The following is a 14,186-nucleotide window of genomic DNA, read 5'->3' on the forward strand; positions in this document are numbered from 1 at the left end:
GCCCTGAGGATGTGACGGCGAAGATGTCGCCTGATCCAAGCGCTTGTCTCGTCCTTTCGATCTCCGCGGAGTTCATGAAACTGAACGCTGTCGAGAGCGCATCCGCGGCGGTTGCGGTCGGCAGGACGACGGTGAGGCTCCGATAGCGATTGCCCGGGCGGCCCGTTCGCGGATCGATGAGGTGGTGGAACCGGCCTTCACGGTCGAAGCGAAAACCGTAGGAGCCGGATGTGGCGACCGCCTTGTCGATGACATCGAAGGCTTGTCCCAAAGATTGAGGATCATCCGGGTTCGCGACGGCCACTCGCCACGGCGATCCATCCGGCCGCGATCCCATGGCACGCGGTTCGCCCATATCGACGATGCTGTGCTCGACACCGTCGAGCCGAAGCATCGCCACCACCCGATCGGTGATGAATCCTTGTGCGATGCCGTTCAGCGTCAGGGCCATGCCACGGTGGGGCAACACGATGCGATCCGCGTTGAATGTCACGTGTGCAAAGCCTACCCGAGCCAGCGTCGCCGCCACAGCCTCATCGGGTGGTCCCGTTGGATCCGCATTCGCGTTCGAGAAATGCTCGCGATAGAGGGTCCAGAGAGGCTGCACGGTCGGGTCGAACGCGCCGTGCGTGAGTTCGCCGTAGGTCCGGCATTGCGAAAGCAGCGTCACGAGTTCGGGTGGCGGGGCCACCAGGACGCCGTTCCGATTGAGGGTGACCAGCGTGGAATCGTCGCGGTAAAGGCTGAAGATGCGTTCCAGTCGCTGCATCTCGGAGATCGCGCGGCGGATGAGTTCATTCGCTGCGGCACGATCATGGTGATGGATGCGAAGCGTCGCGACGGCTCCCATGGCGTGGCCGCGCCACTCGACGAGTTGGCCGCTCGCGCGCGTTGGGCTCGCCCCGGGAAAGAGACTCAGTCCGGCGGCGGCAGCGGTTATACCGATGGCGCGTCTGCGCGTGATCGACGGGAACATGGTGGCGTCCTCAATGGACATGGCTGCCTTTTGCGGCGGGTGCCGCGGGCGCGTGATCATGGGGCTGCGCTGTCGCCGGCGGTCCCACGGCGCCGGTGGCATCGGTCTCGTCGCTGAGCACGTATCCCTTGGGGACTTCCGCGAACGAGACGATACGGCCGCCATTGCGGGAGGCGAATGTCTCCGCCGCTTTCCTGTCCGAGAACGGAACGAGTTCATCCGCGCCCATGCCGCCTTTCATGCGGCTTTCGATCACGAACACGGCCTGACGGGCGTCGATCCAATTCTTGATCCCGGGTTTCTCCCAGCTGTCGGCCTTGCCCATATCCGACACGTAGATTGCACGAATGTCCTTCGGTTCCTCAGGCAGCATGGTGAAAGAAAGCGTATCGCGGGCGGACGAAAACCACACCGGTTCCTCGCGGCTCGCCAGAAGAATTTGGCCTTTTGGACCCGAATGTTCGACGACATTCATGCCGCAATAATGTCCGATCGCCATCGCAGTCAGATCGTGGGGGGGCGGGGGAGCGGCCGCCTCTTTCTTGTCGTTGCAGCCAGCCAGCGCGAGCGCTCCCACCAACAGGAGCGGAATGCTGATGAATTTCATAGTTCTCTCCTCGAAAACGCGAAGGCCGCGAGCGCGAGTGGCGCGAAGGTCCAGGCTGCAAGCGCCGCGAGTAGCACGGGCAGGCTGAGGGTGGTGTTCTGGGCCACCCCGGCCATTCCCGAAAACGAACTCACGTTTGCAAAGCCCGTCAGGTTGAACAGGCGGTAGATGTCGGTCGGGTTTAAAAGAAGCAGCGCATTCAGGACGCCGCCCGACACGATCCGGCCTTGGTCGACGACGAGGATACCGAGGAGCGCCATGTCGTAGATGAGGACGAAGAGAAGCCAGATGCCGATCGCAATTCCGGCAGCCGTCCCGCGATTGGCGACCAGTGCGCTCACCAGATAACCGACAGCGATGAAGATGGCGCCTAGCATGATCGACGAGCCGACCATGGAAGCGAACGCGGTCCAGCTTTCCGCATCGATCGCCGTTCCTGCCACCGCGAGGGCGCCGGCCGCGGCCCCGTAGCCGAGGAGTGTCGCGAAGGCAAGAACCGCCAGATGGCCGACGAATTTGCCGAGAAGCACTTGCCAGCGCGCGATCGGGTAGCTCAGGAGCAGCAGCATGGTGCCCCGCTCCATCTCTCCTACGATCGCATCGTGGGAAATCAATAATGCGATGAGCGGAAGCAGAAAGATCGTGAGGCTCGACAGGCTCACGATCACCACATCCAGCGCGCGCACCCCGACATTGCCTGTCGGGGCGCTGCCGAGGAACGTCAGCGACAAAGCGAGCGCCGCGAGGAGCAGCGTGGTGGCGAGAACCCAGCGGTTTCGCAGGGCTTCCTGGATTTCCTTGCGGGCGACAATCAGCACGTTCTTCATGGTGCCGCCTCCTGCGTCCGAAGGAAGTGGGCGTAAAGTTCATCCAGCGTCGGCGGGAACACGTCGAGGTCCTCGACCGATTCTCCCTCGCTCGTGGCGCGCCGAAGGATAGCGATTTTCTCCTCGGGTCGCGCGTCGATCTCGACCAAGTGTCCGTTGATCCGGCGCCAGTCGCCGCCGACCGGCCCGAGCCAATCGGCAACGCGCGACAATCCGCCGTCGCTCAACCTCAGGCGAATCCGCGTCGGCAGCCGGGCCACCCGGCGCAGGTCGTCCAGCGTTCCATCGGCGACCTTCACGCCCTGGTTCATGATGATCACGCGACCGGCGCGCTCCTCGAGCTCCGTCAGCGCGTGGGACGACAGAAGCACTGTCGATCCTCCAGTGCTCAAATCCTGCACGATTTCGTAAAAGCTCTGACGGAGCGCCGGGTCCAGCCCCGTGGTCGGCTCGTCGAGGAGAAGAACACGCGGTGCGCCGAGCAGCGCCTGCGCGAGGCCGAGACGCTGGCGCATCCCCTTCGAATAGGTGCCCACGCGCCTGTCGGCCGCATGAGTGAGGCCCACGCGTTCGAGCAGCACCAGCGCGTCGCGCAGCGGCTCGCGCTTCAGCCGGGCATAGAACGCCAAGGTCTCGCGCCCCGTCAGGCCGGTGTTGAACGACACGCTCTCCGGCAGGTAGCCGAGCCGCCGACGAGCGGCGAATTCCCCCGCCGAGGGGTCGTCGCCAAGCACCCGGATGCGCCCGCCCGTCGGGCGAATGAGTCCGAGCATCAACTTCAGCAGCGTGGTCTTTCCAGCGCCGTTATGCCCCACGAGCGCGATCGTCTCGCCTTCCGGCAGATCGAACGAGACGTCGCGCACCGCCTGGACCTTGCCGTAGCGCTTGACGACGTGGTCGAGTTCCACTGTCGCGGTCACTGGCGCGCTCCGTGAAGATAGTCCGGCCGGCGTGTGGGCGCCATCAAGGGATGGCTGTCGACGACACCACCCGGCAGAAGCGCGGGGAACTGCGCCTGCGCCCAGCGGATGACCTGCACGGCCGGCGAATTGGTCAGGACCTTGGCTTGCGGCGCGGTCCACAGAACCTTGTCGATGAGGTCGTTCGGCCGATACGCACTGTCGCCGATCCCGTCGCCATTGAGATCGAAAGCCGGGTTGTCGCTCCAGTAATTCCCGCGCTCGCCCTTGGACCAGTCGAGGTAGCGGGTTCCGACATACTTGACCTGGTTTCGGTTGTTCAGGAAGGCATTGTCGACGAGCTCGTTGCGCTCGGACCCCGCCGTGAAATGGATGCCGATCTCGCAGCCCTCGAACCAGTTGCCGACGAACCGGTTCTGGTTGGCGTTGTAGATGAAGACGCATTTGGTCGGGCCGGGCCGGGCACCGGCCATGTCGATGCGGGGCTCCGGCGTTTCCGGCACAGCATGTTCCCTGGCATCCTTGGTGCGCATTCCGGATGTCGCCCAGCGTTCGCCGGATTGGAGACGGCCGAGCACCATGTTGTTGGTGATCTGTGAGCCGTTGGCGTAATTGAACAGGAAGCCGTGATCGCGGTCGCCGTCCGAGACATTGCCGCTGACCTTCAGGCGGTGCGAGAACATGATCGCGAATCCCACCGTGTTGCCGACCGAAACGTTGTCGGTGATCTGGCTGTCGTTGGTGTACATGTAGTGAATCGCAAATCGGAGGTCCCTGAAGCGGTTGCGGCTGAAGTCGTTGCGCTTGCTCGTGATCGAAAAAATCCCGTCGCGTCCGTAGCGAATGTCGTTGTCCAGAACCTTCGCGCCGGTCGCGTTCCACACCGAGACGCCGTTGCCGGCCTCGTTGACGCGGCCTTCCTCGAGTCCCACGATCTCGTTTTTCTGCGCGACGGCGTTCTCGGCGCCGTGCAGATAGATCCCGTAAAGGTTGCCCTCGATCTTGTTGCCCTCGACGAGGGCTCCGGTCGCGGTATTCTCGACGAATACGCCGGCGTCCATCGCYTCGGAATCTTTCCCCGAGCCGCGAATCGTCAGCCCGCGCACGACCGCCCCGGCGGCCGAGACGGTCACGACGCTGCCCTTGCCGGGTCCGGTCAGCACCGCGCCGGGTTCGCCCAGGAGTGTAACGCGGCGCAGGATCCGCACAGGTCCGCGATGTTCGCCGGACTTCAACACCACTGTGTCGCCGTCCGACGCCCTGTCGAGGATCTCCTGGACGGTCGATTCCCCGGGGTTCACGGCGAATTGCTCCGCCGTGGCATCGAGCGCGAGGCTGGCGGCAAACGTTGCCGCCAGCGCCAGACGCAGTGTCATGCCATCACGGCGCATGCTTCAGGACGCCTGCGGCTCGACGAGCATGCGGCCCACCATCTCCATGTGCATCGCATGGCAGAACCAGGAACAATAGTACCAGTAGACGCCGGGGCGATCGGCCCGGAACGAGACCGACGCGGTCGCCTGAGGGGCAACCTCCATGTTGATGCCGTAATTGATGATGCAGAACCCGTGCGTGAGGTCCTCGACGTCGTCGATGTTGGTGACATAGACCGTGACGTCCTCGCCCTGCTTGACCGTGAAGTCCTCGAGTCCGAAGGCTGGAGCCGCGGAGGTCATGTAGACGCGCACCTTGCTGCCGTCCCGCACGACCTTCGAATCGACCATCAGGTCGACGCCATCGGCCTTCGCCTGCTGGACCGCATCGGCGAAGAAGGGGTCGTCGCGCTTCCAAGCGTGCACGGGGTTGATCTTCGACCGGTGAACGATCGTCGCGTCATGCGGCTCAGCGAAGCTCGGGCCGTCGTGAACGAGTAGCATCTTATCGCCGGAAATGTCGATCAGCTGGTCGTTCTCGGGTTTCAGCGGCCCCACGTTCAGGAACCGATCCTTCGAGAACTTGTTCAGCGAGATCAGCCATTTTCCGTCGGCCTCCTTGGTCTGACCCATCGAGGAGTGGTTATGGCCCGGCTGGTAGTGAACGTCGAGTTTCTGGATGACCGGATTGACCTTCTCGCCCTTGAAGGCGCGCTTGGCGAGATCGATGTTCCATTTCACGACCTGGCTGTCGAGGAACAGGGTCGTGAAAGCATTGCCCTTGCCGTCATACGCGGTGTGCAGCGGGCCGAGACCGAGTTCCGGCTCCGCGACGACGGTATCGCGCGGCTGGATCTTGTCGTCGAACAGATCGTCGAACTTGCGCACATCGAAAACCGTGACCGTCGGCGAGAGCTTGCCGTTGGCGACGACGTGAATGCCGTCCGGCGCCGTGTTGATGCCGTGCGGGCTGTTGGGCACCGGGACGTAACGCGTGAATTCCGACCCCTTGCGGCCATCGAGCACCGGCACGCCGCCGATGGTTTCGAACTTCCCGGCTTTCACCGCTTCCTCGATCCGCTTGAGATTGAAAATGACGACCCAGTCCTGCTCCTTGCCCATCATTTCCGCCAGGGTGACGCCTTCTTCGGAATTGTAGCAGGTTGCGAAGGCATATTTGCCCTGGTAATCGGCGTCGACGTTGTCGAGGTTGCCAGCGACCTTGATCTGCCACGCAACCTTCATGGTGTCGCCGTCGACCGCCGTGAAGATGGACACGTAATCCTTCGTATTGGTGAGGTTCTTGCCGTCGTTCGGGACTGGTACCCGATCCTCGCCATTGCAGAACACGTAGCCTGTCTTGGGGTATTTCTGAACGCGCAAGCCATGCACCGAATGCTGGTTCGGCAGCTGGATGATCTTGTCGCATTTCATCACGTCGAGGCGGATGCGGCACACGCGCGTATTCGCCTTGTCGTTGGCAAAAAGATAGCGGCCGTCATAAGTGCCGTCGGTGAAGGACAGATGAGGATGGTGCAGATCGCCGTTGAGGTAGGTCTCACCCCTGTTCTTCAGGAACTCCCGGGTTTCGGGCGTGAGGTTTTCGGTGAGAATCTTGCGGCTCTCGTTGGTTTGCCCCCAGCCTGTCGCGCTGTCACGGTTGAAGACCGGGATGCGCATGAGTTCGCGCATCGAGGGCAGGCCGACAATCCTGACCTCGCCGCTCTGGCCGCTCGAGAAGAACGTGTAATATTCGTCGAGTTCTCCGGGCTTGACTTCATACTTGTTGGCGGCGGGAGCGCGCGCAGCCGGCGCGGGTTGAGTTTGCGCCTCCGCGGGCGTGATGGCGCCACCCTGGCCAAGGCCGACGCCGGCCGCAACGCCGGTCGCACCGACGRCGACGGCCGCGGTCGTGCCGAGCATATCGCGGCGGCTGAGACCATTTTTCTTGCCTTGTTCGTTATCCATGGAAGTCTCCTCCTCGTTCATGAAGTCGTGGTCGGAAGTTCTGCGGTCGTCGGCTCCCGGACCGGTTTTCCCGAATGCGTGATGACAGGCTTAGCGGGTCCGCTGGCGTCTTCTTTGTTCCCGCGCATAGAAGGCGACGAAAGTGCCTCGCGTTTCTCGCGCTTCAGCCTGACCTGGATCATGTGAGGGCACCGGTGGTCGTCGTGGTACAACTCCTGACAATGCATGCAGTAGATGCATTCGTTGACGTTGATGTGTCCCTCGGGGTGGATCGACTGAACGGGGCATTCCTTCGCGCAGCGCTGGCAAGGGGAACCGCATTCGGGCCAGCGCTTCAGCCATTCGAAGGTCCGCATGCGTCCCGGAATGGCGAGTGCCGCGCCCAGCGGGCAGAGATAGCGGCAGAAGAAACGCTCGATGAAGAGGCCTGCCGCCAGCAGCGTCAGGGCGTAGATCACGAACGGCCAGTCGCGGACGAATTTGAGGATGATCGCCGTCTTGAAAGGCTCCACCTCCGCCAGGGTCTCGGCAAAAGCCACGGAATAGAGCGACAGGCCGAACAGGCCGATGAAAATGATGTACTTGATCGGCCAAAGGCGCTCGTGCAAGCCCCAGGGCACCGTGATCTGCGGTACCTTGAGCCATTGCGCGATGTTGTTCAGCAATTCCTGCAGCGCGCCGAACGGGCAGAGCCAGCCGCAAAACGGACCGCGTCCCCAGAACAGAAGGCCGACTGCGATGGCCGCCCACAGGATGAAGATGAGGGGCGCGGAGAGGAAGAACTCCCAGCTGAAATCCGTCAGCAGCGAGTTGCTGAAGGTCAGGACGTTCACCACCGAAAGCTGGGCGTTCGCGTACCAGCCGAGCCAGACGAGCGTGAACGTGAGATAGGCGCGGCGCACCCACACGTACACTTTGGGGCGTCGCACGAGATTGTCCTGGAAGAAGAAGATCGCCGTCAGAACCAGAAGAGCCAGAACCGTGATGGCGATGGAGACGGTGTTCGTCCTCCAGATCTTCATCCATAGCGGTTCCTCGATCGCACCGGCTGCGAGGGCGTCCGCATCATTGAGCGGCGTTCCGGCGGGCGCTGTGGCGGGGGCCGCCACGCTCGTCTGCGGTTGAGGCTGCGCTTGAGCGGAAGCGGGAGCGGGAACCGGCTGCTCGATGCGCAGATAGGGGTCGGGAAGCGTATAGCCGAGGTCGAAGGTCAGAAAGGCTTTTTCCCTCGTCCCGATATTGCGCTGCACCATCAACTGCAACTGCCACGGCTCGGTGAGGTCGAGCTTGAAATCGTCCGGCATGACGAAAAGCGCAATTTCCCGCAGATCCGGCGCGCCTTCCGCCGCAAGAGAGCCGAGCCGGGTGTGATTGCGGTCCCTGAACCGCGTGCTCTGGCCCTCCTGCAGCAGTTCGATGCGATCGAAGATGCCGCCACGGACATAACCCGAGCCTTTAAACGAATACGCGCCTTCGCCGGCCACGACGATTGCCTGCTGGTCCGGCTTGAGCCGTGCCTTCAGACGTTCATAGCCCTCATTGCCCAGCAGGCTGCGGCCGATGGTCGGCACGCTCACGGGCGCCACATAGAGATCGATGAAGCTGTCGCCGGCCTCGCCCGGCTCGGGGTTGTCGGCCGCGGCCTGATTACCGGATTTTACGAAGGCTTCGTTCACGTCGCCGATGGTCAGCGCCAATCGGCGCACGGAGCTGTCGCCGAGCAGCGTTTCCCACGTCTTGATCTCGCTTTTTGTCAGGTCGACGCTTTTGGCGATCGCGGGCGCGGCGGCAACTGACGCCAGTCCGCTCGATCCGACCCGGCCGCTGCGGATGAGCCGCACGGCCGAACGCACCACGCTGTCGCCCATCACCAGAACAGTCACGGTGGCGCCGCTCACGATATCGACCTGCGGCGGGCGTTCCGCGCCGCGTGCAACCGCCACCATGTCCCTGCCGATCAGCGTGTTCATCGCGTCCAGAATCCGCTTTTCCGGAATTCCGACGAGGACGATGGGCTCCTTGTGATCGACGAGTTTGATCCCGCGAACCACTCCTTGCGGATCGATGCCCACCAGGATGTGAATCGGCTTACCCGAATATCCGACCGAATTGACGAAATCGGCGTTCAGAAAAACCTGTCCAACCAGCCGATCGCCCTGATAGGCGGGGATCAGCGGCGGGTCACCTTGAGGCGGTCCGAAACGGTCGGCTCCCGGAATGAGTTCGCCCGGTTGAGCCTTCGGGAGAAACTCCTGGACACGGCTCGCCGCCGAGACCTGGTTTGTGAATAGGAGGAGCAGGAGCGTGACGGCCAGAACGGAGAACACGCGATCGATGCGGAGTTTGGAAAGATCGCGAAACGCGAAAAAATTTGGATGAGCATTTGGCAACAGGGTACCGTCCAACTCCACGTTCGTGTTCTAAGATTAGAAACCTAACGCATCGCGACGACAGTTCGTTTCGATCGCAAGCGACGTGAAGCTACAGTAACGCTTGCGATGGTCGGTACATTGATCCAACGCAATTTGACGACCACATATTCCTCCTGTCAACTCATACCGCACGGTGGAACGGGAGGACTTTGCGATGTCATTGTTGAAGGTCGAGCCGCAGCGCGCCGTAACCTCCCTCGATGAGCTTTTCGCGATCGCGTATTCTCTGAAGCATCAGGCAGCGTCCCGTTACGAAGAACTAGCGCTGCGCATGCGCTCCGCCGGCCAACTCGAACTCGCAGAAACCTTTCAACGACTGTCGCTGCAAGAGCGCAATTATCTGTCGAATGTCGTTCATCGGGCTGAGGCCGCAAAAGGAAAAACGCCGGACGTCGCCCATTTGTCGTGGACGCTTCCCGAGACGTTCGACGACGAGGGGGCGATGACGGCAGCGCCTGAAACGCAGACCGGCTATCGGGCGCTTTCCATGGCGGTTCGAAACGAGGAGCGCGCCTTCGCGTTCTGGAGTTACATTGCGTCCCAGGCGGAAAAACCCGAGATCAGGCAGGCAGCCGAGGCGATGGCGCATGACGAACTCGAGCATGTTTCAACGCTTCGGCGCGAGCGTCGTCGCGCGTATCACAGCCAACGCACGCAGGCCCCGGTTCCCACCACGAACGGCCTCGGCGATACCGCAGCGCTCGAGAACCGCCTGGCGGTGATACTGGACGATCTGTCGCGTGAGGTGGGCGAGGGGGATCGGGGACAAATTTCGAGATTTGCCGCCGAAGCCCGCAGGGCCGCGAAGGATCTCGCGGCGAGTTCCCTGACGCTCATCGCGCTGCCGCCCGCGACTTCGACCATCGAGGATCCGTTGGTGCTCGCCGAAATCCTTGTCGAACGCTATCTCGATGCGGCCGATCGCCATCAGGATGAGGCGGGCTTGATGCTGGCGCAGACGCTGGCTTCGCAGGCGATCAACCGTCTCGCGTGGCTGCGGGCTCATCTCAACCGGTCGGAGTGATTGCGCATTCCTCGACGGTCGATCAAACGGCGCGGCTATGCGTTCGTCCTGAACCCTCCAGATAGGCGTCGAACACGGACGCGACGCTGCGAACGAGAAAGCGCGCTTCGTCGGCGATCGAGATGACCTCTCCGTCAAGACGGATGATACCGTCTTCCTGCAACTCGCGCAGACGCGGAAACGAATGGAGGAAGACACCCGGCACGGTGCCGTGAGCGCGGCAGACCTGCCCCACATCGACACGGAAATCGCACATCATGCGTTCGATGAGGTCGGCGCGGAGACGATCGTCGGGAGAAAGGGCGTATCCCTTCATAGTCGCGAACTCGCCTCTCGAGACGAGTTCGGCGTAGCGTCCCAGCACGACTTCGTTCTGGATGTAGCCCTGCGCCAGACGCCCGATGGCGGAGGCTCCGAAGCCGAGCAGGATGTCGCTCGGATCCGTGGTGTAGCCCTGAAAGTTGCGGTGCATGACGCCCTCTGCCTGAGCGTGCGCCATCGGATCCTCCGGCAACGCGAAATGATCGAGGCCGATGCGCCGATAGCCTGCCTCGAGCAGCGTCTCGGCGATCGCCTGTTCCTGTGCGTGTCGGGCGGCGCCGCCGGGCAACGCGGCCTCGTCGATCTTGCGCTGGTGTTTCTTGAATGTCGGAACATGCGCATAGCCGAACACGGAAAATCGATCGGGGCGAATATCGAGACATTGCCGCACGGTGTCGATGCAGGAACGAATGGTCTGGTGCGGCAGGCCGTAGATGAGATCGAAATTGATGCCGCGCACGCCCGCCGCGCGCAATCCGTCGGCGGCTTCGGCGGTCTGGGCGACGCTCTGCACCCTGTTGATCGCCTGCTGCACGATCGGATCGAAGCTTTGGATTCCAAGGCTTGCCCGCGTGACTCCGGCTTCGCGCAGTGCGTGCATCATCGCCCGGGTCAGCGTGCGCGGATCGATCTCGACGGCGATTTCAGCTCCATCGCGCAGGGAGAACTGCGCCGCGAGGAATTCCGATAACGCGATGAACTCGCGCGGGTCCATGATGGTCGGGGTTCCGCCGCCGAAATGGACATGGCCCACCGGCTGCCGACGCCCGAGYCCGCCTGAGACGAGCGCGATTTCGCGCCGCAGAACCGCCAGATAATCGACGATGGGCGCATCGCGCCGGGTGATGGTCGTGTGACAGCCGCAATACCAGCACATTGCGCGGCAGAACGGGACATGCAGGTACAGCGAGGCCGTTGTGTCCTGTGGCACCTCCGCCAGCCAATCCGCATAGGTTTCTCCCGTGATCGACGGGGAGAATTGCGGTGCCGTCGGATAGCTCGTGTAACGCGGCACGCGCTCGTCGCCGTACCGGGCCGTCAGGTCGTTCCTCATGAGGCGCCTTCCTGAAAAATGTGGATGGGCGCAATCCGCTTTGCGGCGGCTATTCCCGATCGACCGCAGAGCTAGAGGAATCTTCGCCGGACCTCTTTGATTTCGCGCAAAGAAACGACCGATCCGACCCGCTGCGGCACGCTTTTCTCAAATCCCCGCCAAGGGATCGACCCCGATGAGGAGCGCGTGGCCTTGAAGGATGAACCAACCGTAGAGAAGTGCGGCGATCAGTCCTGCGCGTCCAAGGCTCCGCAGGCGGGCCGGCGATGCCCTCCCGGCGGCCATCGCCCCGAAGGGCAGGATCGAGGTCTCGCGGCTGAGCGCATGCCAGCGCTCCCGCCCCAGGCGCCGCCTTGCCTTCGCGTCGAGCAGGAAAAACCCGACCACGGAGAACAGCGCCATGCCGCCGAAGAGAATGACGGTCACGAGGTCGCCGTTGGGCGGAATGTGAGCCAGGGACCAGAGCAGGAAGGCCCACAGCACCGGATGACGCGTGATCGTTGCGATTGCGCCGGGCGTGGACCCCGACCGCAGCGAGATCGACAAGGGATTGGGCGTCATCAGGCCCGCGACCAGAAAGAAGGTGGCGACCGCCATGACGACAAAGGCCAGATGCCACTGCCATGGGGCCGGATCCCAGAGAGAAACCGCATCGGCCCGTCGGCTCGCTGCGACCACCCAGACGAGCAGGATCAACGACATCACCGAATAGAGCGACAGGTACACCCTGCGCCCGAGCCGGGCGACGAGGCGCGAGCGCAGGCGCGGAGCGGCGGGGATCAGATGCGCCACAAGAAAAGCACCCATGGCGACCAGAAACTCCGTCATGACGGGCTGATCGGGTGATGCTCAACGCCTGCCTTGCGACGTTTCACATTCAGCCCGACCGTCAACGAAAAAACCGCGAGGGCGAGAATGGTGAGGATCCCGCTCCATCGCCGCAAGGCGTCCCACGCCAGCAAATCTCCGATCCCGCGCATGGTAAGCGACGCGTGCAGCAGGGCCAGCGGAGCGTAGAGGGCCGGCCGATAGGTCGCGCGAATTCCCGTCACCGCGGGAAGGATGACGAGAGCGTGGCCAAACACCATGGACAGGGCGAAACCGATGAGAATCGCGTGAAGGACAAAGTCATAGGTGTGGGACACCGCGGCATCCGGCGCGGCGAGAAGCGCCACGCCTGACAGACCGAGCCACATATACCCCGACATCATGCAGGCCGCGGAGAAACGCGTTTGCCCCTGTCGGCGAAGGTTGCGGCTCGCAATGTCGTGCCGGAGGAGCCATGTCGTGACGAGCAGCAGGGCGAGACCTTCGATCACAGCGCCGTTATGCGTCATGAGGCCGTTCTGCGCACCGGCGATGAGCAGCCCGATGACGAACAGAAACATCACCTCGCTGCCCCGCTTCGGAGCCGCAAGACGACTCGATTCGAGCCGCTCGCCGGCAATGGTCAAAATCAGAAAAGCGAGCCACCATCCGGCCACATCAGGGATGGGATTGCCGATCAGCCAGAGCACATTGCCGCAGAGYCAGGCCAAAGCGCCGAAAAGAAGCGCACCGGTAAAAACCGCCGGCTGCTGAATGGTGATCGCCAGAGAAGTGCCGGCCAATATGGCCGAGGCAAGTACATAGAGGCCCGCCCCCAAAGCGGGCGACGGCCCCAGCAGCAGCGCGACTGTGCCGAGTCCCGACAGCGTCGGCGCCGCATAGGACCAGCGCCTTCCAAGCGCCACCGCCCGCTCGAGGCTGATCAGGGTCCCGAACAGACCCGATATCATCAGCGGTCCGTGGATTGCCGCCAGCGACGAGCCGTGGGGCATCGTCCAGCCAAGTCGCCAAAGGCCGCCGCACAGGCCGGCGATCAAGGCGGCCGCTCCGAGAACGAGCAGCAACAGGCGGAGCCCCTTTCGGCGGGCCGTCACATTCGTTGCAGGAATCGCCCTAGAGAGCGGTGCGGCAGACGCGGACACGCCAGACATCAGGTCCTTCCTCCCGGTAATCCCAACCCAACTCACCCGGATGCGCCACATGGAAACGGGAGAAAAGAGGCCAGGGATCGTGATCGTTGACGATCTGAAAGCCTTCGCCCGGTGTAAGGCGCTCGAAGGTGTCGAAGATCAGGGAATGGCGCATGGGCGCCGTGATGTGGCGGACGTCGATGGTCCGTTCCGGAACCAGGGCACTGCACATCACGCATCCAGGCGTGGTGAACGGCCAAGGAGCTCGAGGCCTTGGTCCGTGATGAATTCCGGGCTCCAGACGGGCTCCCCCACCAGATCGACGAGGATCTGCGACGCGTCCTGGAAGCGATGCGCGAGGTATTCGCGCGAATCCGCCACGATCATCTCGCCGAGCGGGCAGGCCCGCGTCGTCAGGGTCAACGCCACCTCGATGACGGAACCCGTACGGACGGCCCGGTAAACGAGGCCGAGATCGACGATGCTGAGACCCACCTCCGGGTCGGTGACCGCGCTGAGGCAGTCCAGAATGTCAGTGTCGAGTGGGTCGCTCCGGCTCGGGCTTTTGCTCATGGGGGGATCCTTGGTGTTTATGCCGGCACCTTGAATGACCGACCACAAGGCTTCTTTGCCTCAGCGCAAACACCGGGGCGAATCGACAAACCGCGTCCAGGTTTGCTGCCGCGCAAAGAGTTTGCGACGAAAAGCGATAACGTGGTCTCCAAT

13 protein-coding genes are annotated in these 14,186 nt (G+C 62.9%); 1 reads left to right on the plus strand and 12 read right to left on the minus strand.

The genetic code is table 11. The features are described 5' to 3' along the window. The 7 genes from AC1DVM_RS14270 to AC1DVM_RS14300 form a co-directional block, all read right to left on the minus strand. Nucleotides 1-997, minus strand: a 997-nt coding sequence (locus AC1DVM_RS14270; protein WP_477255193.1) for an FAD:protein FMN transferase, incomplete at its 3' end; no start/stop codon positions are given. Then, nucleotides 987-1,583, minus strand: coding sequence for a nitrous oxide reductase accessory protein NosL (locus AC1DVM_RS14275; RefSeq protein ID WP_477255195.1), 597 nt, complete (start codon nucleotides 1,581-1,583; stop codon nucleotides 987-989). The genes AC1DVM_RS14270 and AC1DVM_RS14275, both read right to left, overlap by 11 nt. After that, nucleotides 1,580-2,410 carry an ABC transporter permease subunit gene (locus AC1DVM_RS14280; protein ID WP_477255197.1) on the minus strand — a complete coding sequence of 277 codons (831 nt, stop codon included), beginning with the start codon at nucleotides 2,408-2,410 and terminating at the stop codon, nucleotides 1,580-1,582. The genes AC1DVM_RS14275 and AC1DVM_RS14280 overlap by 4 nt, the downstream gene beginning before the upstream one ends. Further along, a complete protein-coding gene (locus AC1DVM_RS14285; protein ID WP_477255199.1) occupies nucleotides 2,407-3,330 on the minus strand; it encodes an ABC transporter ATP-binding protein in 924 nt (307 codons plus the stop codon). Before AC1DVM_RS14285 ends, AC1DVM_RS14280 begins: the two co-directional genes overlap by 4 nt. Next, complete coding sequence (locus AC1DVM_RS14290; protein WP_477255201.1) at nucleotides 3,327-4,706, minus strand: nitrous oxide reductase family maturation protein NosD; 1,380 nt, start codon at nucleotides 4,704-4,706, stop codon at nucleotides 3,327-3,329. The genes AC1DVM_RS14285 and AC1DVM_RS14290 overlap by 4 nt, the downstream gene beginning before the upstream one ends. Before the next feature lie 18 nt (nucleotides 4,707-4,724). Continuing rightward, entirely contained in the window at nucleotides 4,725-6,671 is a 1,947-nt protein-coding gene (nosZ, locus tag AC1DVM_RS14295) for a TAT-dependent nitrous-oxide reductase (protein ID WP_477255203.1), read from the minus strand. 17 nt (nucleotides 6,672-6,688) lie between these two features. Continuing rightward, the gene (locus tag AC1DVM_RS14300) at nucleotides 6,689-9,007 is read right to left on the minus strand and encodes a 4Fe-4S binding protein (RefSeq protein WP_477255243.1); all 2,319 of its coding nucleotides are present in this window, start codon (nucleotides 9,005-9,007) and stop codon (nucleotides 6,689-6,691) included. Between the two features lie 250 nt (nucleotides 9,008-9,257). On the opposite strand from AC1DVM_RS14300, the gene AC1DVM_RS14305 reads away from it, so the two are divergent. Beyond that, complete coding sequence (locus AC1DVM_RS14305) at nucleotides 9,258-10,127, plus strand: ferritin-like domain-containing protein (protein ID WP_477255205.1); 870 nt, start codon at nucleotides 9,258-9,260, stop codon at nucleotides 10,125-10,127. 22 nt (nucleotides 10,128-10,149) lie between these two features. On the opposite strand, the gene hemN is transcribed toward AC1DVM_RS14305, so the two are convergent. From hemN to AC1DVM_RS14330, 5 genes are all read right to left on the minus strand, one after another. After that, a complete protein-coding gene (gene hemN, locus AC1DVM_RS14310) occupies nucleotides 10,150-11,502 on the minus strand; it encodes an oxygen-independent coproporphyrinogen III oxidase (RefSeq protein ID WP_477255207.1) in 1,353 nt (450 codons plus the stop codon). 147 nt (nucleotides 11,503-11,649) lie between these two features. Next, entirely contained in the window at nucleotides 11,650-12,330 is a 681-nt protein-coding gene (locus AC1DVM_RS14315; RefSeq protein WP_477255209.1) for an NnrU family protein, read from the minus strand. Continuing rightward, nucleotides 12,327-13,394 (minus strand): hypothetical protein, encoded by a 1,068-nt coding sequence (locus AC1DVM_RS14320; RefSeq protein WP_477255211.1) that lies wholly within the window; start codon nucleotides 13,392-13,394, stop codon nucleotides 12,327-12,329. The genes AC1DVM_RS14315 and AC1DVM_RS14320 overlap by 4 nt, the downstream gene beginning before the upstream one ends. Nucleotides 13,395-13,443: 49 nt before the next feature. Next, the gene (locus tag AC1DVM_RS14325) at nucleotides 13,444-13,692 is read right to left on the minus strand and encodes a DUF2249 domain-containing protein (protein ID WP_477255213.1); all 249 of its coding nucleotides are present in this window, start codon (nucleotides 13,690-13,692) and stop codon (nucleotides 13,444-13,446) included. Continuing rightward, nucleotides 13,692-14,033 carry a metal-sulfur cluster assembly factor gene (locus AC1DVM_RS14330; RefSeq protein WP_477255215.1) on the minus strand — a complete coding sequence of 114 codons (342 nt, stop codon included), beginning with the start codon at nucleotides 14,031-14,033 and terminating at the stop codon, nucleotides 13,692-13,694. The genes AC1DVM_RS14325 and AC1DVM_RS14330 overlap by 1 nt, the downstream gene beginning before the upstream one ends. Nucleotides 14,034-14,186 lie beyond the last annotated feature (153 nt).

The sequence above is a fragment of the Microvirga sp. P4_A5 genome (assembly GCF_056402495.1).